Below are 22,348 nucleotides of genomic sequence, written 5' to 3' on the forward strand. Positions count from 1 at the left end.
GGACCGAGGTGATCTGGAAGTCCCCGCCACACGGATTCCCGATGTCAATGGTGTCGACTGTGCGACGAAGGCTCCTGGCCGTACCCTCTTGCAACGTTGTAAGCCGCGACCTGCTCGGCAGACAGGAGTTGCCTCGCCTTCACGTGGGCCACCAGGTGAACAGCACGAAGCTGGCCTTGGAGTGCAGCAATGCGTGACGTCGCCTCTGTGATGCTCAACTCGTCGGCACTGCCCAACCTGAACGAGCGGTCGAGCTCGGCTTCGGCAGCAATCAGCTGAGTACCAAGCCTTTGGGCCGAGGCCTTCATCTCCGACATGACGCGCTCCAGCGCTGCCTGCTGCTCCGGCGACACCTTGAGTTGCCCAGCCAGTTGCAGCACGTGCAATGGCCCAGGCACACCGTTAAGCTCCGCTGGAAGCGATGCTCCCATGCCGCGCCCCTCCCGCAGGTCGGCGAGCTGTTCGTCGGAGAAGGCCTTGATGTCCCGGCCTTGCATGCTTGAGTAGGCGCTGCCCAGGCTGGGTTGAGTGTGTTGGGCGAATACACCGCTGCTGAAGGTCAATGCCATTGCGAAGATGACTCGGCGCATCGCATTCTCACTTTGTCGATTGAATGGCGGTGACGACGAACGCACCGTCCACCTTCTCCGCCGCGAACTTGACCTTGTCGCCGACCTTCAGAGCATCGAGCATCTTCGGGTCGGCGACCTTGAACACCATCGTCATCGCGGGCATGTCGAGCTTTTGCAGTGGACCGTGCCGCAAGGTGACCTTGGCCTGCTCCTTGTCGACCTTGCGGACCTCCCCGTCGTTCTGGGGTGACGCGGAACCGGCCGGGTGATGCGCCGAGTGGTCAGTGCCCGTCGCCGGAGCGGTCTGCGCCTGCGCGCCGAGTGCGGCGGCGACGAGAGCGATGAACAGAGTGTGAGTGGCCTTCATACGGGGCTCCTTGGATGTAGGGTGACGTTGAACAACGTCTGGGTGGTCGGGCGCTTGGAGTGCAAAGGGCCTCTTCATTTCACCGAGACCTTCCCGACCATTCCGGCTTCGAAGTGACCCGGGATGAGGCATGCGAACTGGAACTCTCCAGCCTTGGTGAACTGCCAGACGATTTCGCCGCTCTTGCCCGGCTTCACGTGGGCCATGTGAGGCTCGTCATGCTCCATGGCAGGGAACTTCTTCATCAGGTCAGCGTGCTTCTTCAGCTCGTCAGCAGTGCCGAGCACCAACTCGTGAAGCACCTGACCCTTGTTCGTCGCCACCAGCTTCACGGTCTCGCCACGCCTGACGCGGATGTCAGCCGGCGTGAACCGCATCGTGTCGGCCATGTCGAGTCGGATGGTGCGGGTCGCTTTCGCCGGGTCGCCTTCGCGGCCGAAGGCGGTCTCCTCGACCTTGCTGGCGTTGTACTTCTTGGGTTTGGCCGCATGGCCCTCCTTCTCGTGGGCGTGCACGCCGGCAGCGGCGAGAAGTGTGGCAACGGTCAGGACTACAGTTATGGTGTTCATGGATGTCGCTCCGTCACTGGTTCGAGTGGTGGCCGCCCGTGGACTTGCGGACGTTGAGGGTCTTGCTGTCCGCAGGAGGTGATGCCCGCGCACGCGGCGCCTGTTGCAGTTCGCCCTGGTACTCGTAGGCAACCGTGCCTCGCGGGTGCTTGTACCAACCCGGGTCTTTGTAGTCGCCGGGCCTGAGGTCGTCTCGCACCTTGACGACGCTGAACATGCCGCCCATCTCGAGCGGCCCGAAGGGTCCGGTGCCGGTCATCATCGGCAGCGTGTTGTCGGGCAGCGGCATCTCCATCGAGCCCATGTCGGCCGTACCCTTGTCGCCCATGCCCATGTAGTCCGGCACCAGCTTCGTGATGCGCTCAGCGACCCCACGGTGGTCGACGCCAATCATGTTCGGCAGCCCGTGCCCCATTGCATTCATCGTATGGTGCGACTTGTGGCAGTGAATCGCCCAGTCGCCCGCCACTGCGTCGAACTCGAAGGCACGCATCTGGCCCACCGCGACGTCGGTCGTGACTTCGGGCCAGCGTGCGGCCGGAGGCACCCAGCCGCCATCGGTGCAGGTGACGACGAAATGCGGACCGTGCATGTGGATGGGGTGGTTCGTCATCGTCAGGTTGCCGACGCGGACACGCACCTTTTCGCCGGTCCTTGCGACGAGCGGGTCGATGCCGGGGAAGACACGGCTGTTCCACGTCCACAAGTTGAAGTCCGTCATCTCGGCTGGACGCGGCGTTGCGCTGCCGGGCTCGATGTCATACGACGCGAGCAGGAAGACGAAGTCGCGGTCCACCCGCATCTGGCGGGGGTCCTTGGGGTGGATGATGAACATGCCCATCATGCCCATCGCCATCTGCGTCATCTCGTCGGCATGCGGGTGATACATGTGCGTGCCCGAACGCAGCAAGGTGAACTCGTAGACGAAGGTCTTGCCGGGTTGGATGTGCGGCTGGCTCATCCCACCCACGCCGTCCATGCCCGAAGGCAGCAGGATGGCATGCCAGTGCACCGTTGTGTGCTCGGGCAGCTTGTTGGTGACGAAGATGCGCACACGGTCGCCTTCCACCGCTTCGATGGTCGGACCCGGGCTTGAGCCGTTGTAGCCCCAGAGGTTGGCCTTCATACCAGGGGCGAACTCGCGCACCACTGGTTCGGCGACCAGGTGGAACTCCTTGACGCCGTTGTTCATACGCCAAGGCAGGGTCCAGCCGTTGAGCGTCGCCACCGGGTTGTAGGCGCGACCGGTCGTCGGCACGAGCGGCGGCTGCATTGCCGGTGAGGTCTGGATGACGGCCTCGGGCAACGAGGCGGCGCCGGCCCGGCTGACCGCCGTGGCGCCTAGGTGACGCAACGCAGGTGCTGGAGCCTTGGCATCAGCGGGGTCGGCGCGGCCCGTCTGGGAAAGCGCGAGCAACGGCAGGCAGAGCGCCGCAGCGGGCGCAAACCTGGCAAGGTGGAAGTTCATCGTTCCGAACCATGTGAGTCATCGGCTCGGCATAGCCGGCCAGGAGACGCCCGCTCCATCCAACAAGCGGACGCGCGAGCCCCGTCAGGCCTTCAGCGGAGGCCTCGATGGGTCAGATGGTTCGGGGTGGGCGCTCCTGGCCATCCGAGACGAAGCTCGGCGCAGGAGTCGCAAGGACGGCGAACTTGACGTCCGCCAGAGCAAGTGGTTCCGGCAGCTTTGGGGCCTCGCTCGCCATTGGGGTGAGAGAGCAAAAGGCCGAACACATGTTGCACTTGTCCGATGCCTTGCTGTCCTGCCCATCGTGATGATGGCCAGCACCGGATTGTTCAGCGTGGTGGCCGGCATGGTCGTGGTGGGCCGTGCCGCGGTCCATCGCCTCGCCAACCAGCGCGTGCTCATGCATGCGAAGCTCGCTCGACGTGCCGGCGCTGCCGGCCGGGCACAGCATGGCCGCGGCCACCGCACCCCGAATCGGGAGCAGGACCACCAACACCAGCAGCAACCAGGTACGAACCGACTTCACGATGAACAGACTAGCACTCCAGGGCAATGAGAACCATACTAAACCTTGCCACTGTGACAAGGTCAAGCGGGTACGACCTCTGGTCAGTGCGCCCATCCGACCGATAAAGTGACCGCATGAAGTTGTTGACCCCTTGCCTTGCTTTGGCCCTCATCGCCCTCTCAGAGCCGGCCACAGCCCAGTTGGTTCCGGTGGAGTGGGACGCTGCGGGCCGGTTCGGCAAGGAGCTTCCGATTCAGCCCGGCAAATTCATCGAGGTCTGCGAGAAGCTGCCGAAAGGCGCCAAGGTCGCCTGGTCCTTCGAAGCGGCCACGCGCGTGGACTTCAACATCCATTACCACGAAGGCAAAGAGGTTCGGTTCCCTGCGAAGAAGGACCAGATTGCCAAGGACGCGGGGACTCTGGTCGCCAAGGTGGAGCAGGACTACTGCTGGATGTGGAAGAACAAGGGCGCCGACAAGGCGACCTTGCGCTTCAAGCTGGCCAAAGGCTAGCTTGGCTTGCGGGCAGAACGGCCGGGGCGCAGACCGGCTGTCTTGGCGTGTTCGTGCATGACCGTTGCCGCTGGCGCGATATCCTGAGCCAGCGAATCGATGATGGGGCAATCGGGACGCTCGTCTCCATGACAGCAGTGCACCAGATGCTCCAGCGTGGCTTTCATTGACTGCAGCTCCTTGAGCTTATCGTCGAGCTCCTCGATGTGAGCCTGCGCAAGCGCCCGCACCTGTCGGCTCGGCCGCTTGCGGTTCTGCCACAGGCCGAGCAGCTCGCGAATCTGTTCGATGGAGAAGCCCAGGTCGCGCGACTGACGGACGAAACGCAGCGTGCTGACCTCTTTGTCGGTGTACTGTCGATAGCCCGACTCGGTGCGCACCGCCTCCGGAAACAGGCCAACGCTCTCGTAGTGGCGAATCATCTTCGCCGATACGCCGGAGGCCGTTGCGGCCTCGCCGATGTTCATGCTCATGCAGGTGCTCCTCAGGCGGTCACGGTGCGCTGTTGCTTCGCCGGCGCTTCAGTCTCGTGTGCGCTGGCAACTCCCCGCCATCGGCGCAACGTCAGCGCGTTGAGCACGACGCTGACGCTGCTGAAGGCCATGGCGGGCCCGGCAACGACAGGGTTCAGCATGCCCAATGCCGCGAGCGGGATGCCCAGCACCACAGGCACAAAGACTGCACTCACGCGGTCGACGATGCGCTGGATGGGCGCCTTCGCGACCTGAGCCGATTCGACCATCCGGATGATGCGAGCCAGCGTCGTCTCGGCGCCGATGGCCGTCGTGCGCACCGTCAGCGCGCCTTCGGCATTGATGGCGCCGCCGGTCACCTTGTCGCCGACGCTCTTGGCCACCGGCAGACTCTCGCCAGTGATGAGTGATTCGTCGATGTGGCTGCGACCTTCGACGATGTCGGCACCGTCGACAGTGCCTGGATGCTGGCCTTCTCGGTCGCCAGGTTGACCGTGGCGGCGGAGACCCCGGGAACCTTTGGCAGCGCCTTCTCGACGCGAGCCACGCACGAGGCGCAGGTCATGCCCGTGACCTGAAGTTTGATTCCGGCGGGGACGGCGGTACTCATGGATGTCTCGGGAGCTTGTTCGACGTTCGCTCATCGTCAAGGTTCCAACGCTGGTAATGTCAACAGTCTCCAACGAATCCGCCTTCTGCCATTGCGGATTTGTCCAATGGCTGCTTGACCTTCCCACAGTGGGAGCGTGGACAGTCGATGCTTCAACAACCCACTGGAGCAAGCAATGATTGCCATTGAAGTCAAAGACATGACCTGCGGCCACTGCGTCAGCACCATCACCAAGGCGCTGAAGGCGACCGACAAGGACGCCAAGATCCACATCGACTTGGCAAGGCACCGCGTCCAAATCGAATCTGCCACTGCAGATGCCGAAGAGCTGGCCGATGCCATCAAGGAGGCAGGCTACACGCCGGTCGCGGTGCAAGGGGTCACTCAGCCCGTTGCGGTCAAGCCGGCGGGTTCCTGCTGCGGCTGCCGCTAGAAGCGCACGCGCCGGGAGTGGCCGCTCTTCGGGGCCTTCGCTTCCTTCTGTGGCCGCTTGACGCGAAGACGCGGGAGCCGCACGGTCGCGGCAGTGCTCAAGGAGACACGCATGCTGCGCGAGGCACAACGGCGCCTCCCCAGACCGCGCCGAGCTGGGTCAAGTGGCTACGAGGTCTCGCAGGAAGAAGGTCGCCAACGTCAACCTGCGCGGCTGGTGTGCCATTCCGAAGGGCAAGCGGACGCGTGCTCACGCCGAACTCCTTGTGCCTTGGCGCTTGCAGGGCAACTCTGGGCTTTGCGTCGCACGCTCGTTTGACGCGCATCAAGCCATCGGGTTGGCGTTGCTGCGACGCTTGCGGCAACGCAGGAGCATCACGATGCACTCGACCCACTCCGCGCCCCACCATGACACCCCGGCCGTTCTGGCGGCCGGCCGCCGATGTTCGCAACCCGCCGCAAGTAGGCGGCACACCCACTCCTCGACTACCTATCCGGAGAACTGAATGAACTTCGCGCAAGCCCTTGCCGCCGGCATCATGGCCTTCGCCGCGGCGACCGCTCTCGCCCAGCCTGCACCGGCTACACCTGCGGCCAGCATGCCGATGATGGATTGCCAGAAGATGGCCAAGCACGACCACGGTGCAGAGAAGGGGACACCGACCCCGAAGTCGACCGCCTGCGTCAATGCGACAGCCGCCTCATCGGCAAGGAGGAAGGCCCCTGCGCACGACCACGGAAAATACACAAGCAGCAGTGAGTCGTGAACAGCGACGGGGCACGACGGTCCGCGAAGGTAGCTGAGTTCGCGTCAGGATTCGGCGCCATCGTCCTTGGCGCTGGCCTTGCACTCGTTGCGCCAGCCTGGTTACGCGACCACTCGCTACCGCTCCTGGCCGTCGGGGCGGTCGTTCATGGCGTTGGCATGACCTTGAAGGCTCGGCTCGAGAAGCGGGACGGCCCACCCCTGTGGTGGGAACAGGCATTGTTCTGGGGATGCTGGGCCTGCTTGGCCGCGCTCAGCCTATGGATAGCTGTCGTGTCAGCGGCACGCTAGTGCGCCCCTTGACTTTCCCAATGTGGGAAGGTCAAAACTACAAACAAGAACAGGAGCGCGCCATGCCAAACAGCAAGGATACGACCCATGACCACCCGCATCACCCGTCAGCCAGCGCACCTGCGGCGTCATCCCAGGCCGGGCGCGAACACCACCGCGTTCACGGCCAGCACGTGATGCCCGATGGCACCGTCATGAGCGGAGTTCATCACGACCACTCCGGTCACGCTCATTCAGTCCAATCGCCGGCCGCTCCCCCGCTGAGGCCCAAGGGTGACCCGAGTCAACTCGAGTACACCTGCCCAATGCACCCGCAGGTCCGCCAGACGGGCACCGGGAACTGCCCCATCTGCGGGATGGCGCTTGAACCCGTCCTGGCGACTGCCGAACCAGGAGAAAGCCCGGAGATCCGGGACATGACGAAGCGATTCTGGATAGGCGCCTTGCTGACACTGCCCGTCTTCGCTCTGGAAATGGGCGGTCACCTGACGAATCTGAATCACCTGCTCGGACAGCAGCCGTCGAACTGGATTCAACTGGTCTTGGGCACGCCTGTTGTGCTGTGGGCCGGCTGGCCGTTCTTCGTGCGAGCGGCGGCTTCGGTGAAGAACCGCAGCCTGAACATGTTCACGCTCGTCGCGCTGGGCACGGGTACTGCCTGGCTCTACAGCGTCGTCGGCACCGGCGCGCCGGAGCTGTTCCCCGTGAACCTGCGCATGGACGATGGCGCCGTGGCCATCTACTTCGAGGCCGCCGCAGTCATCACTGTGCTTGTTCTGCTCGGCCAGGTGCTCGAGTTGCGTGCGCGAGAGAAGACCTCTGGCGCCATCAAGGCGCTGTTGGGACTGGCACCGAAGACCGCCGTGAAGGTCAAAGCCGACGGTACGGATGAGACGGTTCAGGTCGACGCCATCCAGGTTGGCGACCAGCTGCGTGTGCGACCCGGGGAGAAGGTGCCTGTAGACGGCGAGCTGACCGAAGGCAAGGGCAACGTCGACGAGTCGATGGTGACGGGAGAGCCGATTCCAGTGGCCAAGACCATCGGCTCGAAGGTCACCGCCGGAACACTGAACCAGACTGGCGGCTTCGTGATGCGTGCCGAGAAGGTGGGGGCAGACACCTTGCTCTCGCAAATCGTTCACATGGTCGCAGCCGCCCAGCGCAGCCGGGCACCGATTCAGCGCATGGCCGACCAGGTCGCCGGCTGGTTCGTGCCGGTCGTCATCCTCGTCGCGGCGCTGACCTTTGTCGCCTGGCTGGTATGGGGGCCAACGCCTGCCTTCAGCTACGCGCTCATCACGGCGGTGACAGTGCTCATCATCGCCTGCCCTTGTGCACTGGGGCTTGCGACGCCGATGTCCATCATGGTGGGCGTTGGCAAGGGTGCGCAGCATGGCGTTCTCATCCGGGACGCCGAGGCGCTCGAGCGCATGGAGAAGGTCGACACCCTGGTGCTGGACAAGACGGGCACATTGACGGAAGGCCGCCCCAAAGTGGTCCATGTCGAACCTGCGAATGGCTTCTCGATGGACGATGTGCTTCAGAAGCTCGCCAGCGTTGAGCGAGCGAGCGAACATCCCCTTGCGTTGGCCATCGTCAACGACGCCCTCAAGCGCAAGCTCGCCCTGTCGCAAGTGACGGACTTCGACTCGCCCGTCGGTAAAGGCGTGTTGGGGATTGTCGACGGCGCAGCCATTGTCTCGGGCAGCCCCAAGTTTCTTGCTGAGCACGGCATCAAGGTCGAAGAGCTCGAGCAGGCCGCTGAGGAGCAGCGCTCGAAGGCAGCGACGGTCATCTTCGTCGGCGTGGCCGGCACGCTCGCTGGCTTTGTCGCCATCGCAGACCCCATCAAGGCGACGACCCGACAGGCGCTTCAGACGCTCAAGGCCGCAGGGGTTCGCATCGTGATGCTCACCGGCGATGGCAAGACGACGGCCGAGGCGGTGGGCCGCCAGTTGGACATTGACGAGGTGGTCGCAGAAGTCTTTCCGGAGGACAAGGCGGCTGTGGTCAAACGGTTGCGCGAAGAAGGGCATGTCGTGGCCATGGGAGGCGACGGAGTCAATGACGCGCCGGCCCTGAGTGCAGCCGACGTCGGCATTGCGATGGGGACTGGCACCGATGTGGCTATCGAGAGCGCCGGCATCACGCTGCTCAAGGGAGACTTGATGGGCATCGTGCGAGCGCGGACGCTGTCTCGGGCGACGATGCGCAACATCCGGCAGAACCTGGTGCTGAGCTTTGCGTACAACGTGGCCGGCATCCCGCTTGCGGCGGGCGTTCTCTATCCCGCTTTCGGACTGCTGCTGTCGCCCGTTGTAGCGGCAGCCGCGATGGCGCTTTCATCGGTCAGCGTCATCGCCAACGCTCTGCGGCTGCGGACGGCGAAGGTGGAATGACGCGGTCCTGCGTCCGTATGCATTCGCCAGCCCAGGCGACCGGAGTGCGGCCGGGCCTCGGGCCAGTTCACGGCTCACGCGCAGGCTCAGTCCGAGTTTCCGGCGGCAGGTTGGGTCGAAGCGCTTGCTATACCTGACGAATGGCCGTTGGCCCGATACCGAACATGCGTTTGTGCGTACGCGTCAAGTGCGATGAGTCAGCAAATCCCGCCTCGTGCGCGGCGTCCGTCCACGACGCCCCCGCCATGGCGGTATCACATCGCGCCATTGCCGTCGGCCAGTGTGCTGAAGGTGGGAGATCGCGTTCAGGTCAACACTCGCGATTGCCTGGCACCACCGGCGCCGAGGTAGCCAGCGAGCAGCAGATGGCGTTCAGTCGATGACCACGGCGGTCACGTACATCTGGACGCCCACCCACGCGAGTACCAAGCCACCGATCGCGACGACCAGGGCGACCCGCCAGCGACGTGGGCGCCGTTGCGTGTTCAAGCGCAGTGGGACGGTCATCCTTCCCTCATCAACGGAAGCTGACGCCTGCTGTAGGCGCCTTCTGGCTCCGGGAATCAAGCCGTGATCCGCGCGCGCGGGATGGACTCCGATCCGTCCAAACGCCGGTCTTGGGATCGCCACAGCGCGGCCAAGTGAGTCGGAGCTCTCCTCCGGATGTTGAACTAGCTATTTCATAGAATAGAGCATATATTTCGCTCCATGTGGGCCGTCCTGATCCTTGCGCTGCCGACGCAGCCGAACGCCGTTCGCCTGCGCATCTGGCGCGCGCTCAAGACCTTGGGATGCGCCTCGCTGCGCGACGGCGCCTACCTGCTGCCCGAAGCGCAAGCGGCCTTGTTCGAGCCGCTCGCGGCGGAGGCACGCGAGCACGGCGGCAGCGCGACCGTGCTCGACCTCGCTCCGCGCACCGACACGCAGCGCATTGAGCTGCTGGCCCTGTTCGACCGCAGCGAGGCCTATGTGCAGTGGCGCGGTGAGGTCGACGCCGTCGCGGCGGCTCTGCCGACACTGGAAGAGACCGAAGCGCGGCGCCGCGCCCGCAGCGTCGCCGAGTCGCTGCAGGCGCTGCGTCGCATCGACTACTACCCCGGCGCGGCGGCCGAGCAGGCGGAGGGCCACCTGGCCGGCCTGCGCAAGGCGGTCGACGCGCGCTTCTCCAAGGGCGAACCCATCGCGCAGCAGCCGCACGGCATTGCGCGCCTGGATGTCCGCAAACACCAGGGCAAGCGCTGGGCGACGCGCGCGCGGCCCTGGGTCGACCGGCTCGCCTGCGCCTGGCTGATCCGCCGCTTCGTCGACCCGGAGGCCGAGTTCGTCTGGCTCGCCGACCCGGCACGCGCGCCGCGCGGCGTGCTCGGCTTCGACTACGACGGCGCGCGCTTCACCCACGTCGGTGCGCGCGTCAGCTTCGAGGTGATCGCCGCGAGCTTCGGCCTCGATGCCGATCCGAAGCTGCAGCGCATCGCGCAGGTCGTGCACTACCTCGACATCGGCGGCATCCCGGTGCCCGAAGCCGCGGGCCTCGAAGCGGTGCTCGCCGGGCTGCGCGAAGTGCATGCCGACGATGACCGATTGACCGACGCCGCGGCCGCGGTGTTCGATGCCCTCTACGCCACGCCGGCAATCCCGCGGACCGACTGAATGACCACCACCAGCACCCCCACCACCACGACGCTGGCGGATGCGCCCCAAAGCGCCGCACCGCCTTCGCCGGTGAGCTTCGCCGAGGCCTTCCGCTTCTGGCTCAAGCTCGGCTTCATCAGTTTCGGCGGACCCGCCGGGCAGATCGCGATCATGCACACCGAACTGGTCGAGCGCCGCCGCTGGATCAGCGAGAACCGCTTCCTGCACGCGCTCAACTACTGCATGCTGCTGCCCGGCCCGGAGGCGCAGCAGCTCGCCACCTACATCGGCTGGCTCATGCACCGCACCTGGGGCGGCATCGTCGCCGGCGCGCTGTTCGTCCTGCCCTCGCTGTTCATCCTGATCGCGCTGAGCTGGATCTACCTGCGCTTCGGCGATGTGCCGGTGGTGGCGGGCATCTTCTACGGCATCAAGCCGGCGGTGACGGCGCTGGTGCTGCATGCCGCGCACCGCATCGGCACGCGCGCGCTGAAGAACCTATGGATGTGGGGCATCGCGGCCGCCTCGTTCGTCGCGATCTTCGCGTTCGATGCACCGTTCCCGGCCATCGTGCTGGCGGCCGCGCTGATCGGCCACTTCGGCGCGCAGCGCTGGCCGCAAGTGTTCGCGCTGGGCGGCGGCCACGGCAGCGCCAAGGCCGGCTACGGGCCGGCGCTGATCGACGACCACACGCCGACGCCGGTGCATGCCCGCTTCTCGCGCACTCACCTGGCGCGCGTGCTCGGGGCTGGGCTGGGACTGTGGGGGCTGGCGATGCTCGGGCTCATCGCAGTGCAGGGCTGGCAGGCGACGTTGACGCAGATGGGCTGGTTCTTCACCAAGGCCGCGCTGATGACCTTCGGCGGCGCCTATGCCGTGCTGCCCTACGTCTACCAGGGAGCGGTGGACCAGCACCAGTGGCTGAGCGGCCCGCAGATGATCGACGGGCTCGCGCTCGGCGAGACGACGCCCGGCCCGTTGATCATGGTCGTCGCGTTCGTCGGCTTCGTCGGCGGCTGGCTCAAGCAGGTGGCCGGACCCGACGCGCTCTTCCTCGGCGGCGCGCTCGCCGCCGCGGTGGTCACCTTCTTCACCTTCCTGCCGTCCTTCGTCTTCATCCTCGCCGGCGGCCCGGCGGTGGAGGCCACGCACGGCAAGCTCGGTTTCACGGCGCCGCTGTCGGCGATCACCGCCGCGGTGGTCGGCGTGATCGTCAACCTGGCGATGTTCTTCGCGTGGCACGTGTTGTGGCCGCGCGGTTTCTCGGGCCCGTTCGACGCCGCTTCCGCGGCGATCGCGATCGCCGCCGCCTTCGCGCTGTTCCGCTTCAAGCTCGGCGTGCTGCCGCTGCTGGGCGGTAGCGCGGCGATTGGCCTGGCCGTCACTCTTGTTCGTTGACCACCCTGGAGCCTCTACATGGACGCCCGCATCCTGCCCCTTCCGTTCGACCCTGCCGCGCTGCGCGGCCTGTCCGAGAAGCTGATCGCCAGCCACCACCAGAACAACTACGGCGGCGCCGTGAAGCGCCTGAACGCCATCCGCGCGCAGCTGGCGACCACGTCCTTCGGCGCTGCGCCGGGCTTCCAGCTCAACGGGCTGAAGCGCGAGGAGCTGATCGCCACCAACTCGATGCTGCTGCACGAGCTGTACTTCGCCAGCCTCGGCGGCGACGGCGTCACGATGGAGCCGGCGGCCCAGCTGATGCTGGACGCCAACTTCGGCAGCGTCGATCGCTGGCGCGCGGAGTTCAGCGCCATGGGCAAGGCACTCGGCGGCGGCTCGGGCTGGGTGCTGCTGGCCTTCCAGCCGCGCGAAGGCACGCTGGTCAACCAGTGGGCCTCGGACCACACGCAGGTGCTGGCCGGTGGCGTGCCGATCCTGGCACTGGACATGTACGAGCATGCCTACCACCTGGACCACGGCGCGGCAGCGGGCGCCTACGTCGAGGCCTTCATGGCGAACATAGCCTGGGCCGCCGTGTACCAGCGCTACCAGGCCGCCGTGCACGCCGCGAGCGAGCCCTTCGCGGCCGGCGCCGACGACGTGGCGCAGGCCATGGTGCTGGACGTGCGGCGCGCCGGCGTCTTCGCCAACGCGCCGACGATGATCCCCGGCGCGCGCTGGTGCGATCCGGCCGCGGTGGCAGACTGGGCGCGCGAGCTGCCCGAGGATCGCCCGGTGGTCGTCTACTGCGTCTACGGGCACGAAGTCGGCCGTTCGACGGCGATGCGGCTGCGTGCGGCCGGGGTGAATGCACGTTACCTGGGCGGCGGCATCGATGGCTGGAAGGCCGCCGGCAGGCCGCTGATGGACAAACCCGCAGGGTGATGACCATGGACGCACGACGCTTGCCCACAGTCGCCCTGCTGTACCCCGGAGACCGTGCGGCGCGCGACCGCGCCGATCCGACCGAGAGCCGTTTCGCGGCCCTCTTCACCGCTTTCGCCGCCGCGGGGGTTCACGCGGTGCCGGCGGTGTACCACGACGACTTCGCCGACGAGGTGGCCGCGCAGCTGCGCGGCGTGGATGGGGTCCAGGTCTGGTGCAACCCGATCGAAGGCGGCCGGCCGCGCCATCGGCTCGATGCGCTGCTGCGCGAGGCCGCACAGGCGGGGGTCTTCGTCAGCACGCACCCCGACACGATCCTGCGCCTTGGCACCAAGGACGTGCTGGTCGATACGCGGGACCTGCCGTTCGGCAGTGACGTGCACCGTGTCAACAGCCTGGACCAGCTGGAACTCGAACTCCCGGAGCGGCTGCGCGACGGCGCTCGGGTGTTGAAGCAGCACCGCGGCCACAGCGGCAACGGGGTCTGGCGCGTCGAACAGGCTCATCCGGACGCAGGCACCGCAGTGCTGCGCGTGCGCCACGCACAGCGCGGAAGCGACGAAGAGTTGATCGACCTGCCGACGCTGCTGCGGCGCATGGCGCCGTATTTCGAGCCTGTCGCCGGCGGTCACATGATCGACCAGGCCTGGCAGCCGCGGCTGGCCGAAGGCATGGTGCGCGCCTACCTGGTGGGCGACCGCGTCGCGGGCTTCGGGCACCAGGCGGTCAATGCGCTGTACCCGGCTGCGCCGGGTCAGCCAGCGCCGCCCACCGGGCCGCGCCTGTACCACGGGCCGGATCTGCCCGAGTTCCAGCTCCTGAGGCACATGCTCGAATCGCAATGGATCGAGCTGCTTCGCGAGCGCGTCGGCGTTGCGCGTGAGCGGCTGCCGCTGCTGTGGGACTGCGACTTCATGTTCGGCGAGCGCGACGCCGGTGGCTCGGAGCGCTACGTGCTGTGCGAGATCAACGTCAGCAGCGTGTCGCCGTTCCCGCCTTCGGCGATACCGGTGCTGGTCGACGCGGTCAAGGCGCAGCTGGCCGCCGCGCGCGCGTGACGCGATGAAGCGCCCGATCGTCGCCGTGCTGCTGGCGCTGCACGTGTCGCTCGCCTGGGCGCTGGAGGTGCATTTCCAGCCAGTCGCCGACAACGTGCATGCCTCGGCAACGCGCACTTCGCATCGCGCGGCGCCGAGCTGATCGCGCACCGCGCAGCTCGGGCCGACATGCGTTCGCGCGGTGGCGATCAGCTTGCCGCCCTCAAGGCCTTGCACGGTCCGCTGGCCGAGGGCACTGAACCGATGCTGCGGGCGCGTCTGGTCGTGGCGCCTGAATTGATCGGCGGCAACGCAAGCCGCAAGTACCTCGAGGTCGAGCGCGAATAGCGCCCATGTGCAGCCCACGTCACCGGAGGTTCCATGAAGCAGACCATCGTCGCACTCGCGGCGCTGACGCTGTCGGCCGGTGCAAGAGCGCAAGGATCAGGCTTCGAAGACGAGGCGCTAGGCGCCGCGCCCGCTGGATGGACCTGTGGCGTCACCGGCAGAGGTAGCCCGCACCGGATCGTTGCCGAGGACACCGGCACTCCGGTCAAGGTCCTCCTGCAGAGCGGGCGCGGCCCGTTCCCCTGGTGCGTGAAGACGGGGACTGCCCTGTCCGACGGGTTCGTCGAGGTGAAGTTCAGGCCGATCGCCGGACGCGAGGACCAGGCCGGTGGCGTGGTCTGGCGCTTCAGGTCGTGCACGTGGTCGTGGTGAAGGGCCCGACGCCGTCACCAGCGCGCTGCAGCAGCGGCGTGCTGACGCCGAACAACGCCGCGGCGAACAGCGCGAGCAGGCCGCCGCGCAGCGCCGGGTAGGCCGCGGCCAGGGTTCGGGGTGAATCGCTGGCCACGTCGATCACGGGTTACTTCACCGTGAAGCGCACCGTGATCGCTTTCTGCTTCGGCGTTGTCAGCGAAGCCACCACCTTGGCCCCCTTGCCGAGCTTGACCCCCTTGGCTTCGAGTTTGTCGGCCGCGACGGCGATCGGCGCCTCGGACTTCTCGCTGCCGTTGAGCACCGTCAGCTTGCCGGTGAATCCGGTAGGCGCCATCGGCTTGCCGTGGTCCTCGACGTAGATCACCGCGCCGTCGGCGGTGCCGACCAGTTCGAACGAGAGATCACTCGCGGTCTGCACGACGCCGCCGTGCTTCGGCACAGCACCGCCGTGGGCGAGCACACCACCGGCGCCCAGCGTGGACAAGCCGATCAGCGCGGCGGCGAGCAGGGTCTTCATGGACTTCATGGCTTCAATCTCCTTCGGGGGCGGCGCACTCGACAGGCGGCGCCGCTGGGCCTGTAGCAGGGTCATGCCTCAGAACGCCTCGCGCGGCTCGGTCGCCGACGGGGAGTGCGCCACATCGGTGAGCAGGCGTTCGGTGGCGCGCCGTCCGAAGAGCGCAAACAGCACCGGCGTCAGCAAGGTGTCCAGCACGGTCGAGCTGATCAGCCCGCCGAAGATCACCACCGCCACCGGGTGCAGGATCTCCTTGCCCGGCGCGTCCGCGGCCAACAGCAGCGGCGTCAGCGCGAAGGCGGCCACCAGCGCCGTCATCAGCACCGGCGTCAATCGCTCGAGCGAACCGCGCACGATCATCGCCTGGCCGAAGGTCTCGCCCTCGAAGCGACACAGGTTGATGTAGTGGCTGATCTTCAGGATGCCGTTGCGCGTCGCGATGCCGGCCAGCGTGATGAAGCCGACCATCGAGGCCACCGACAACTGCACGCCGGCGAGCCACATCGCCGCCACCGAGCCGATCAGCGCCAGCGGGATGTTGGCCATCACGATGCCGGCCAGCACAGCCGACTGGTAGCGCGAGTACAGCACCAGGAACATCATCGCCAGCGACACCGCCGACAGCCCGACGATCAGCCGCGTGGCCTGCTCCTGGGCCTGGAACTGGCCTTCCAGGCTGACGAAGGTACCGGCGGGCAGCTGCTGCTTGGCGATGACGCCACGGATCGCGGCAATCACCGCGCCGAAGTCGCGCCCGTCGGTGTTGGCGTAGACGACGATGCGGCGTCGGCCGTTCTCACGCCCGATCTGGTTCGGGCCGTCGGTCTCCTCGACGGTCGCGATGGACGACACGGGCAGCCGCCCGGCCGGCGTGTCGATCAGCGTGCGCGCAATGTCCTGCGGACCGCGCTTGTCGTCGGGCAGGCGCAGCACCAGCTCGTAGCGTCGCGGGCCGTCGACGATCTGGGCGCCGTGCGCGCCGTCGGTCAACGCCTGCAGCATGCGGATCGCTTCGCCCGGTGCCAGTCCAGCCTGCGCCGCGCGGCGCTGATCCAGCCGGACGCTCACCTGGGGGATCAGCACCTGCTTCTCCACCGTCAGGTCGACCAGTCCCGGCACGCCGGCGAGCTGCGCGCGCAGGCCTTCTGCCAGGCCGCGCAGCGCGTCGATGTCGTCGCCGTAGATCTTCAGCGCGATCTGCGCACGCACGCCCGACAGCAGGTGATCCAGCCGGTGCGAGATGGGCTGGCCGATCGCGACCTGCGCCGGCAGCACGGCCAGGCGCTGGCGGATGTCGGCCATCACCGCCTCGCGGTCACGCGCCGAGTGCTTCAGGTCGACGTCGATCTCGGCCGAGTGCACACCCTCGGCATGTTCGTCCAGTTCGGCGCGGCCGGTCCTGCGGCCGACCTGCAGCACTTCGGGCACCTCGCGGATCAGGCCTTCGGCGACGGCGCCGACGCGGTTGGCCTCGGCCAGCGAAGTGCCCGGGTTCAGCATCAGCGACAGCACCAGCGAGCCTTCGTTGAAGGGCGGCAGGAAGAGCCGCGGCATGAACGGCACGCTGGCCGCCGCGGCGGCGACGGCCAATGCCGCGACGGCCACCATCGCCTTCGCGCGCGGGAACGACCAGGCCAGCAGCCGCTCGTCCTGGCGCTTCAACCACGTCACCAGCGCGCTGTCACCGTGCTCCAGCCGTTTCATCGTCGGCAGCAGGTAGGCGCACAGCGCCGGCGTCACCGTCATCGACACGGCCATCGACGCCAGGATCGAGACGATGTAGGCGATGCCCAGCGGCGTGAAGAGCCGCCCCTCGATGCCCGGCAGGGCGAACAGCGGCACGAACACCAGCACGACGATCACGGTCGCATAGAGGATGCCGGACCGCACCTCCACGCTCGCGCGCTGCACCACCTCCAGCACCGGCAGCGGCTGCGCCGCGCCGCGGTTCTGGCGCAGCCGGCGCACGATGTTCTCGACGCCGACGACCGCATCGTCGACCAGCTCGCCGATGGCGATCGCCAGGCCGCCCAGCGTCATCACGTTGATCGACTGGCCGAGCAGCTGGAACACCAGCGCCGTGATCGCCAACGACAGCGGGATCGCCAGCAGCGAGATCAGCGTCGTGCGTGCCGAGAGCAGGAACGCGAACAGCACGATCGCCACCATCACCGCGCCATCGCGCAGCGCCTCGGCGACGTTGCCGATCGACGCGCGGATGAAGTCGGCCTGGCGGAACAGCACCTTCGGCGCCGTGACGCCGGCGGGCAGGCCTTGCTTGAGCTCGTCGAGCGCACGCTCGATCGCGGCGCTGAGCTTCACGGTGTCGGCCGCGGGCTGCTTTTGCACGCTGACGATGACAGCAGGCGCGCCGTTGTAGCCGGCATCGCCGCGCTTCAAGCCGGGCGCGAAGCCGACCGTCGCCACCTGCTCCAGCAGCACCGCGCGACCGTCCTTCCAGGCGACCGCGATGCCAGCCAGATCCTCGATGCGGGTACTTCTGCCGAGATGGCGGATCAGCACTTCACGCGCGTTGAGGTCGATGAAGCCGCCACCGGCGTTCGACGCGTACCCGCGCAGCGCCTGCTCGATCTGCGTCAGCGTGACGCCGAACTGCGCCATGCGCGCGGTGTCGGGTGCTACACGCAATGTGCGCACCTCGCCGCCGATCGGGATCACCTGCGCGACACCGGGAATCGACAGCAGTCGTGGCCGCAGCACGAAGTCGGCGTACTCGCGCGCCTTCATGCGTGCGGCGGTGTCGCTTGCGGCTGCCAGCGGCAGCGCGATCAGCATCAGCTCGCCCATGATCGACGACACCGGACCCATCACCGGCGTGATGTCGCCGGGTAGCTGCTCGCGCACCAGCGCCAGCCGCTCGGCGACGAGCTGGCGGTTGCGGTAGATGTCGGTGCCCCAGTCGAACTCGGCATAGACGATGGCCAAGCCCACGCCCGAGGTCGAGCGCACGCGGGTGACCCCGGGCATGCCGTTGAGCGCGGTTTCCACCGGCAGCGTGACGAGCTGCTCGACCTCCTCGGGCGCCATGCCGCCGGCCTCGGCCAGCACGGTGACCAGCGGCTTGTTGAGGTCCGGGAACACGTCGACCGGCGTGCGCCAGGCGGTCAGCGCGCCGTAAGCCATCAGCAGCGCGGCCACGGCGAGCACGAAGAGCCGGTTGTGCAGGCTGTAGCGGACGATCCAGTTGAACATGGACGCCTTCCGTTTCAGCGAATCTGCGCGATCAGCGGCGCGCCTTGCACGACGACGCGGTTGTCGGCGCCCAGGCCCCGGGTGACGACGACGGTCGCCGCATCGAGCGGCCGCACCTGCACCGGTTGCGGGATGTAGCGCTCGGCGCCGGACTTGATCCAGACGATGGGCTCGTTGGCCGGGCTGCGCACGACCGACTCCGCCGGCAGCACGAAGCCCTTGATGCGCTGCTGCAGCGTCGCGACGACTGTGACCGGCTGGCCGACGGCCAGCGGCAGGCCGCGGCCTCCCGGGCTGGCACTGCTGACGGCAAAGGTGAGCGGCAGAACGCCGTCGCGCAGAATGCGCGCAGCGCCGAGCAGGCGCAGCTTCACGTCCGGCAGCGTGGCCAGGTGCGCACCAGCGATGCGGGCCGCCAGCCCGGCGTCGGCCGTCGTTGCCTCGACCAGCAGGCGTGCCGGGTCGATGACCTCGAACAGCAGTTCGCGGGTCTCCACGACCTGGCCGACGGCCAGATCAGCACGCGCTATGACGCCGGACACCGGGGCGACGAGCGTTTCGCGCGCATCGAGGCTCGCGCCGATGCTGCGTTCACGCTGCGCGAGGCTGCCCGCGTCGGACTGCGCGGCCTCGATGTCCTTGCGCGGCACCGTGCCATCGAGTCTTTCCAGGCGCTTGACGCGGCTTTCGGCCAGTTCACGCTGGGAACGGATCTCCGCCAGCAGCGCCTGCTGGTTCCCCTGCGCATAGGGCTCGGCATGGTGACGCACGTAAGCCAGGACCTCACCTTTGCGCACCGGCTGTCCGGCGACGGGCAGACCGCGCGGTCCGGGCTCGATGCGACCGCCGTGCAGGGCTTGTACGCGGCCGCTCGCATTGGGATCCATCACGATGCGGCCCGGCAGCTCGACTGTGGCGGCTGCTTCGGATTCGGAGACGAGTTGCGTGCGGATGCCCATACGGCGTTGCGCAGACTTCGGCACGTTGACACTGCCGTCGGGCAGGCGCGCGAGTCCGCTGGTGTTGACGGCACCGGCTGGTGCGTCGAGGTGCTCACCCCCCGGGCCGTGCGCACCGGGTGCGGCCAGTGCGGAGGTCATCAACACCGCGATGGAGAGCACCAGGGCCAGGGCCGCCGTGTGCGAGGAGCGTGGACGCGCAGCGGCATCGTTCGATCGACTCATCGGAACTCTCCTGCGATCGATGAGGCTTTTCGGCGCCGCTGGCGCCACAGCACGGCAGCTGCGGCCCCGCCGGCGACGAGCACGCCGGCGCCGATCCACAGTGAGCGTTCGAAGGCATGGTCGTGGTCGGCACCGGGGCCATGGCCGTGCGCCTCGGCTGGCGTCGCTCCGACGACGAGCGTGCCGTTGAGCAAGTCCGCGTCCGTCCCCGCCTGCACGGTGATCACGAGGGCGTGTTCGCCAGGCGTCGACAGGCGCTTCAGCAGCGCCGCATCGTCGACCGCATAGTCGCCGTGGTCCTCGTGAAACTTGGCCTTGGCCTTGAGGCCACCGGACTCGACCTCGACGATCGCCTTCAGCACGGGCTCGTTGGTGGCGTAGCGGTCGATCAGGATCGATAACTCGCTGCCGCCAAGCCGGGCCACCATCTCGAACAGGTCGGTTTGGGCTTCAAGGCGTGGTGCCACCGTGCCGGCCGAACTTGCCCCCGTGGCGTCGAGGTGCTCGCCGTTGGGGCCATGAGCACCGGGTCCGGCCTGCGCCATGCCGCAGGCGAGCAGGACGAGGCCGGCGACGCGCGCACGCGGACCAAGGAACGCTGCAAGAAGTCTGGCATTCACGGGAGCTCTCCCAAGGCTTGTTGAAGGCGCGCGTGAGCGCGACCGAGTGCGGCTTGCTGGCGCGTGACCGCGGCGTCGGCACGCGCTGCGAGGGCCATCGCGCGCAGCAGCTCGGGCAGCGGCGTTTCTCCGGCGCGGAAGGAGCGCTGTAACAACGCGGCGCGCTCACGCAGCAGGCCTGCGCGGTCGGTGTCGGCGCGGTGCTGCTGCGCGGCTGCGGCGATCCCTGCGCGTGCAGTTGCCTGGTCCACGTCGAGTCGATCGCGCAGGCGTTGCTCGGCGACCTGCGCCACGTCCAGCTCGGCCAGCGCGGCGGCCTCCAGCGGAGCATTGCGCTCGTGGGCGCCCAGCGGCAGCCGCAGCCCCAGGGCCATGCTGTTCTGTGCGCGCTCGGCGCGTCCGCCAATGTCCTGCCGCCAGCCGATCGACAGCTCGGGTGGATCGCGGCGCGACGCGCGGAGCTGCTCAAGTCGGCGGTGGGCGTGGTCGACGGCCAGTGCGGCGAGCTGCAGCTCGGGGTGTGGTCGCGGCCCCTCAGCTCGAATTTCCCCGGACGGCGGTGCCAGCAGTTCGGCAGCGGGCGGGGGTTCGGTGAGCCCTGTGAGGACCCGCCACTGCCCGAGCGCTGCCTGCAGTGCTTGCTCGCTTTCGGCCAGCTGGGCCTGCGCCTCCAACTGCTCGGCGCGGGCGGCCAGCGCATCCGATCGGGCCAGGTCACCGGCACGCACGCGTCGCTCGACGTCGTCGGCCAGTTGTCGCAGGCCGTCGGTCTGGGTCCGCGCATGGCGGGCATCGACCTGCAGCGTGAGAAGGCCCCACGCCGCCTCACGGACCTCGGCCGCGACGCGCCAGCGCGCGACTTCCAGCGATGCCTGTGCGCGTGTCAGGGCCAGATCCGCAGCGGCACCGTGCGCGGCGCGCTGCCCCGGCAGCCAGAGCGGCAAGGCGACGCCCACCTCGGTTTCACGGCGACCGGCGTTTGATAACCAGCGGTCGTCGCGGTGGTTGAGCTCGAGCACCGGCGGCGCGGCCAGCCAGCGCCTGGCCGAAACCTGCTCGGCAGCGGCCCTCAGGCGTTCGCCTTCGACTTCCCGCGCTGCCACCGCGCGCTGCCAGGCCGCCTGGAACGCGGGCGCCAGCGCGCTGCGCGCCGTGGACAGTTTCGTACCTGGCGGTACTTCTTGGGCCGCGGCGACGGCCCCGCCGAGGGCCATCAGGCCCACGGCAAGAGTGAGGAAGGGTTTCACGATGATCCTGACCGGATGACCCATGGGACCCGCAAGCGCAGGCCCGCGGCCGCAGCTCTTTGCGCGGCAGGGACGGTTCGGTGGTTGGCTTCCGACGCGCTTGTGTCGACGACTAAGGTCGGCGCGGCGTCGGGTCGGCGGTCAGGCTGTCGCCCGGGGTGGCCTCAAGGGGCCTTCGAGGAAGGGCGCGGTCACCTCGCAGCTACCTGTGGCTGGTGGGGATTCCGACGCCACGGGCGTGAGGGTCAAGGTCAACGTCGAATGCAACGCCGGCGACGACCCCACGTGATCGGCCATCACATGCAGTGTGGACTCGGTCGACTCGTCGACGTGCCAGGACCCGTCGCCGTGGTGATGATGGCCCTCGTCCTGCCAATGCAGCGATGCATGCTCCAGGCTGGCCAACACCTCCGGAAGGACCCCGGCCGGCGCGAAGGCAGCGGACTGCCATACCAGGGCAATCATGGCCAGAAGCGCGACGAGGCGGCGATGCATCCGACGATTCTAGTCGGACGGCCGACGACGACGGACTGCGCCTTCGAATCAAGCGGTCGCCACGGCCAACCCAGTGCGCGCGATTGGCGCGTCGGAGGTCGTCGCGTCGTCGCCCTCCTTGTTCGGACCGGAAGTGGACAGCAAACCGACAACGGACGGCCCCCATGAGGCCGCGCTTACTGCCGGCAAGCCCGCCTTGGTCAGTTGGCTTACCGTTCCGCAAACAAGTTAGCAGGCGCTTCGTCAGACTCGCTAGTGCGGCCTGCGTTTGCCATGATTGTGTTTTGCGAAACAGTCCGTTGATTGTTAGTGACTGTTATCGCAAAAACGCTGGTATTTGGTGGGCCCTGAGTGACTCGAACACTCGACCAACGGATTAAGAGTC

Annotated in this window: 27 protein-coding genes and 1 pseudogene; 11 read left to right on the forward strand and 17 right to left on the reverse strand. The window is 67.5% G+C overall.

Translation table 11 applies throughout. The annotated features are described in order from the left end of the window. Window positions 1-44: 44 nt before the first annotated feature. From VLK61_RS25820 to VLK61_RS25840, 5 genes are all read right to left on the reverse strand, one after another. Window positions 45-590, reverse strand: a complete 546-nt coding sequence (locus tag VLK61_RS25820; RefSeq protein ID WP_325425405.1) for a Spy/CpxP family protein refolding chaperone — start codon at window positions 588-590, stop codon at window positions 45-47. Between the two features lie 7 nt (window positions 591-597). Beyond that, on the reverse strand, window positions 598-939 hold the full coding sequence (locus VLK61_RS25825; protein ID WP_325425407.1) for a copper-binding protein: 342 nt from the start codon (window positions 937-939) through the stop codon (window positions 598-600). 74 nt (window positions 940-1,013) lie between these two features. After that, complete coding sequence (locus VLK61_RS25830; RefSeq protein WP_325425409.1) at window positions 1,014-1,508, reverse strand: cupredoxin domain-containing protein; 495 nt, start codon at window positions 1,506-1,508, stop codon at window positions 1,014-1,016. Between the two features lie 13 nt (window positions 1,509-1,521). Continuing rightward, window positions 1,522-2,976, reverse strand: a complete 1,455-nt coding sequence (locus tag VLK61_RS25835) for a multicopper oxidase family protein (RefSeq protein ID WP_325425411.1) — start codon at window positions 2,974-2,976, stop codon at window positions 1,522-1,524. 112 nt (window positions 2,977-3,088) lie between these two features. Further along, window positions 3,089-3,568 (reverse strand): hypothetical protein, encoded by a 480-nt coding sequence (locus VLK61_RS25840; RefSeq protein WP_325425413.1) that lies wholly within the window; start codon window positions 3,566-3,568, stop codon window positions 3,089-3,091. A 50-nt stretch (window positions 3,569-3,618) separates the two neighbouring features. Between VLK61_RS25840 and VLK61_RS25845 the strand changes: the two genes are divergently transcribed. After that, on the forward strand, window positions 3,619-3,996 hold the full coding sequence (locus tag VLK61_RS25845; protein WP_325425415.1) for a hypothetical protein: 378 nt from the start codon (window positions 3,619-3,621) through the stop codon (window positions 3,994-3,996). Here VLK61_RS25845 and cueR read toward each other — a convergent pair. From cueR to VLK61_RS32285, 3 genes and pseudogenes are all read right to left on the reverse strand, one after another. After that, window positions 3,993-4,469 (reverse strand): Cu(I)-responsive transcriptional regulator, encoded by a 477-nt coding sequence (gene cueR / locus VLK61_RS25850; RefSeq protein WP_325425417.1) that lies wholly within the window; start codon window positions 4,467-4,469, stop codon window positions 3,993-3,995. The genes VLK61_RS25845 and cueR overlap by 4 nt on opposite strands. 169 nt (window positions 4,470-4,638) lie before the next feature. Continuing rightward, a pseudogene (locus tag VLK61_RS25855) lies at window positions 4,639-4,927 on the reverse strand (copper-transporting ATPase); the annotation flags it as partial. Then, complete coding sequence (locus VLK61_RS32285) at window positions 4,825-5,079, reverse strand: heavy-metal-associated domain-containing protein (protein WP_414636863.1); 255 nt, start codon at window positions 5,077-5,079, stop codon at window positions 4,825-4,827. The gene VLK61_RS32285 and the pseudogene VLK61_RS25855, both read right to left, overlap by 103 nt. Window positions 5,080-5,254: 175 nt before the next feature. Between VLK61_RS32285 and VLK61_RS25865 the strand changes: the two genes are divergently transcribed. From VLK61_RS25865 to VLK61_RS25875, 3 genes are all read left to right on the forward strand, one after another. Continuing rightward, window positions 5,255-5,512 (forward strand): heavy-metal-associated domain-containing protein, encoded by a 258-nt coding sequence (locus VLK61_RS25865; protein WP_325425419.1) that lies wholly within the window; start codon window positions 5,255-5,257, stop codon window positions 5,510-5,512. Window positions 5,513-6,017: 505 nt separating this feature from the next. Beyond that, complete coding sequence (locus VLK61_RS25870) at window positions 6,018-6,278, forward strand: hypothetical protein (protein ID WP_325425421.1); 261 nt, start codon at window positions 6,018-6,020, stop codon at window positions 6,276-6,278. Between the two features lie 595 nt (window positions 6,279-6,873). Continuing rightward, entirely contained in the window at window positions 6,874-8,967 is a 2,094-nt protein-coding gene (locus VLK61_RS25875; RefSeq protein WP_325425423.1) for a copper-transporting P-type ATPase, read from the forward strand. A 127-nt stretch (window positions 8,968-9,094) separates the two neighbouring features. Here VLK61_RS25875 and VLK61_RS25880 read toward each other — a convergent pair whose 3' ends face one another. Then, window positions 9,095-9,235: an AraC family transcriptional regulator gene (locus VLK61_RS25880; protein ID WP_325425425.1), complete on the reverse strand. Its 141-nt coding sequence runs from the start codon at window positions 9,233-9,235 to the stop codon at window positions 9,095-9,097. A 104-nt stretch (window positions 9,236-9,339) separates the two neighbouring features. Then, the gene (locus VLK61_RS25885) at window positions 9,340-9,474 is read right to left on the reverse strand and encodes a hypothetical protein (RefSeq protein WP_325425427.1); all 135 of its coding nucleotides are present in this window, start codon (window positions 9,472-9,474) and stop codon (window positions 9,340-9,342) included. Between the two features lie 201 nt (window positions 9,475-9,675). Between VLK61_RS25885 and VLK61_RS25890 the strand changes: the two genes are divergently transcribed. Genes VLK61_RS25890 through VLK61_RS25920 form a run of 7 tightly spaced genes read left to right on the forward strand, consistent with a single transcriptional unit; the run spans window position 9,676 to window position 14,684 of the window. After that, on the forward strand, window positions 9,676-10,617 hold the full coding sequence (locus tag VLK61_RS25890; RefSeq protein WP_325425429.1) for a chromate resistance protein ChrB domain-containing protein: 942 nt from the start codon (window positions 9,676-9,678) through the stop codon (window positions 10,615-10,617). Further along, the gene (gene chrA, locus VLK61_RS25895; RefSeq protein ID WP_325425431.1) at window positions 10,618-11,997 is read left to right on the forward strand and encodes a chromate efflux transporter; all 1,380 of its coding nucleotides are present in this window, start codon (window positions 10,618-10,620) and stop codon (window positions 11,995-11,997) included. An 18-nt stretch (window positions 11,998-12,015) separates the two neighbouring features. Next, window positions 12,016-12,927, forward strand: a complete 912-nt coding sequence (locus VLK61_RS25900) for a Fe-Mn family superoxide dismutase (RefSeq protein ID WP_325425433.1) — start codon at window positions 12,016-12,018, stop codon at window positions 12,925-12,927. A 5-nt stretch (window positions 12,928-12,932) separates the two neighbouring features. Further along, window positions 12,933-13,985, forward strand: coding sequence for a Cj0069 family protein (locus tag VLK61_RS25905; protein WP_325425435.1), 1,053 nt, complete (start codon window positions 12,933-12,935; stop codon window positions 13,983-13,985). A 4-nt stretch (window positions 13,986-13,989) separates the two neighbouring features. Then, window positions 13,990-14,127, forward strand: coding sequence for a hypothetical protein (locus VLK61_RS25910; RefSeq protein ID WP_325425437.1), 138 nt, complete (start codon window positions 13,990-13,992; stop codon window positions 14,125-14,127). 26 nt (window positions 14,128-14,153) lie between these two features. After that, complete coding sequence (locus VLK61_RS25915; protein ID WP_325425439.1) at window positions 14,154-14,312, forward strand: hypothetical protein; 159 nt, start codon at window positions 14,154-14,156, stop codon at window positions 14,310-14,312. A 33-nt stretch (window positions 14,313-14,345) separates the two neighbouring features. Next, complete coding sequence (locus VLK61_RS25920) at window positions 14,346-14,684, forward strand: hypothetical protein (RefSeq protein ID WP_325425441.1); 339 nt, start codon at window positions 14,346-14,348, stop codon at window positions 14,682-14,684. Here the strand turns inward: VLK61_RS25920 and VLK61_RS25925 are convergent. The 7 genes from VLK61_RS25925 to VLK61_RS25955 all read right to left on the reverse strand — a co-directional run bounded on the left by VLK61_RS25925 (window position 14,659) and on the right by VLK61_RS25955 (window position 21,963). Beyond that, window positions 14,659-14,829 carry a hypothetical protein gene (locus VLK61_RS25925; protein ID WP_414636864.1) on the reverse strand — a complete coding sequence of 57 codons (171 nt, stop codon included), beginning with the start codon at window positions 14,827-14,829 and terminating at the stop codon, window positions 14,659-14,661. The two genes, VLK61_RS25920 and VLK61_RS25925, sit on opposite strands and share 26 nt — an antisense overlap. 3 nt (window positions 14,830-14,832) lie before the next feature. Beyond that, on the reverse strand, window positions 14,833-15,204 hold the full coding sequence (locus VLK61_RS25930) for a hypothetical protein (RefSeq protein WP_325425443.1): 372 nt from the start codon (window positions 15,202-15,204) through the stop codon (window positions 14,833-14,835). Between the two features lie 78 nt (window positions 15,205-15,282). After that, window positions 15,283-18,417 (reverse strand): efflux RND transporter permease subunit, encoded by a 3,135-nt coding sequence (locus VLK61_RS25935; protein ID WP_325425444.1) that lies wholly within the window; start codon window positions 18,415-18,417, stop codon window positions 15,283-15,285. 14 nt (window positions 18,418-18,431) lie between these two features. Continuing rightward, window positions 18,432-19,601, reverse strand: a complete 1,170-nt coding sequence (locus VLK61_RS25940) for an efflux RND transporter periplasmic adaptor subunit (protein WP_325425446.1) — start codon at window positions 19,599-19,601, stop codon at window positions 18,432-18,434. Then, window positions 19,598-20,221, reverse strand: a complete 624-nt coding sequence (locus VLK61_RS25945; RefSeq protein ID WP_325425448.1) for a hypothetical protein — start codon at window positions 20,219-20,221, stop codon at window positions 19,598-19,600. Before VLK61_RS25945 ends, VLK61_RS25940 begins: the two co-directional genes overlap by 4 nt. Beyond that, window positions 20,218-21,492: a TolC family protein gene (locus VLK61_RS25950; RefSeq protein ID WP_325425450.1), complete on the reverse strand. Its 1,275-nt coding sequence runs from the start codon at window positions 21,490-21,492 to the stop codon at window positions 20,218-20,220. Before VLK61_RS25950 ends, VLK61_RS25945 begins: the two co-directional genes overlap by 4 nt. Before the next feature lie 117 nt (window positions 21,493-21,609). Beyond that, window positions 21,610-21,963, reverse strand: coding sequence for a hypothetical protein (locus tag VLK61_RS25955; RefSeq protein ID WP_325425452.1), 354 nt, complete (start codon window positions 21,961-21,963; stop codon window positions 21,610-21,612). Between the last annotated feature and the right edge of the window lie 385 nt (window positions 21,964-22,348).

The sequence above is a fragment of the Aquabacterium sp. genome (genome assembly GCF_035476535.1).
GTDB lineage: Bacteria > Pseudomonadota > Gammaproteobacteria > Burkholderiales > Burkholderiaceae_C > Pseudaquabacterium.

Coding starts and splice junctions, on each gene's coding strand:
- VLK61_RS25830 (WP_325425409.1), bottom strand. CDS start 1,508: ATGAACACCATAACTGTAGTCCTGACCGTTGCCACACTTCTCGCCGCT.
- VLK61_RS25885 (WP_325425427.1), bottom strand. CDS start 9,474: ATGACCGTCCCACTGCGCTTGAACACGCAACGGCGCCCACGTCGCTGG.
- VLK61_RS25955 (WP_325425452.1), bottom strand. CDS start 21,963: ATGCATCGCCGCCTCGTCGCGCTTCTGGCCATGATTGCCCTGGTATGG.
- chrA (WP_325425431.1), top strand. CDS start 10,618: ATGACCACCACCAGCACCCCCACCACCACGACGCTGGCGGATGCGCCC.
- VLK61_RS25880 (WP_325425425.1), bottom strand. CDS start 9,235: ATGGCGCGATGTGATACCGCCATGGCGGGGGCGTCGTGGACGGACGCC.
- VLK61_RS25875 (WP_325425423.1), top strand. CDS start 6,874: ATGCACCCGCAGGTCCGCCAGACGGGCACCGGGAACTGCCCCATCTGC.
- VLK61_RS25835 (WP_325425411.1), bottom strand. CDS start 2,976: ATGAACTTCCACCTTGCCAGGTTTGCGCCCGCTGCGGCGCTCTGCCTG.
- VLK61_RS25900 (WP_325425433.1), top strand. CDS start 12,016: ATGGACGCCCGCATCCTGCCCCTTCCGTTCGACCCTGCCGCGCTGCGC.
- VLK61_RS25865 (WP_325425419.1), top strand. CDS start 5,255: ATGATTGCCATTGAAGTCAAAGACATGACCTGCGGCCACTGCGTCAGC.
- VLK61_RS25825 (WP_325425407.1), bottom strand. CDS start 939: ATGAAGGCCACTCACACTCTGTTCATCGCTCTCGTCGCCGCCGCACTC.
- VLK61_RS25910 (WP_325425437.1), top strand. CDS start 13,990: ATGAAGCGCCCGATCGTCGCCGTGCTGCTGGCGCTGCACGTGTCGCTC.
- VLK61_RS25890 (WP_325425429.1), top strand. CDS start 9,676: ATGTGGGCCGTCCTGATCCTTGCGCTGCCGACGCAGCCGAACGCCGTT.
- VLK61_RS25915 (WP_325425439.1), top strand. CDS start 14,154: ATGCGTTCGCGCGGTGGCGATCAGCTTGCCGCCCTCAAGGCCTTGCAC.
- VLK61_RS25940 (WP_325425446.1), bottom strand. CDS start 19,601: ATGAGTCGATCGAACGATGCCGCTGCGCGTCCACGCTCCTCGCACACG.
- VLK61_RS25920 (WP_325425441.1), top strand. CDS start 14,346: ATGAAGCAGACCATCGTCGCACTCGCGGCGCTGACGCTGTCGGCCGGT.
- VLK61_RS32285 (WP_414636863.1), bottom strand. CDS start 5,079: ATGAGTACCGCCGTCCCCGCCGGAATCAAACTTCAGGTCACGGGCATG.
- VLK61_RS25905 (WP_325425435.1), top strand. CDS start 12,933: ATGGACGCACGACGCTTGCCCACAGTCGCCCTGCTGTACCCCGGAGAC.
- VLK61_RS25935 (WP_325425444.1), bottom strand. CDS start 18,417: ATGTTCAACTGGATCGTCCGCTACAGCCTGCACAACCGGCTCTTCGTG.
- VLK61_RS25930 (WP_325425443.1), bottom strand. CDS start 15,204: ATGAAGACCCTGCTCGCCGCCGCGCTGATCGGCTTGTCCACGCTGGGC.
- VLK61_RS25845 (WP_325425415.1), top strand. CDS start 3,619: ATGAAGTTGTTGACCCCTTGCCTTGCTTTGGCCCTCATCGCCCTCTCA.
- VLK61_RS25870 (WP_325425421.1), top strand. CDS start 6,018: ATGAACTTCGCGCAAGCCCTTGCCGCCGGCATCATGGCCTTCGCCGCG.
- VLK61_RS25950 (WP_325425450.1), bottom strand. CDS start 21,492: ATGGGTCATCCGGTCAGGATCATCGTGAAACCCTTCCTCACTCTTGCC.
- cueR (WP_325425417.1), bottom strand. CDS start 4,469: ATGAGCATGAACATCGGCGAGGCCGCAACGGCCTCCGGCGTATCGGCG.
- VLK61_RS25820 (WP_325425405.1), bottom strand. CDS start 590: ATGCGCCGAGTCATCTTCGCAATGGCATTGACCTTCAGCAGCGGTGTA.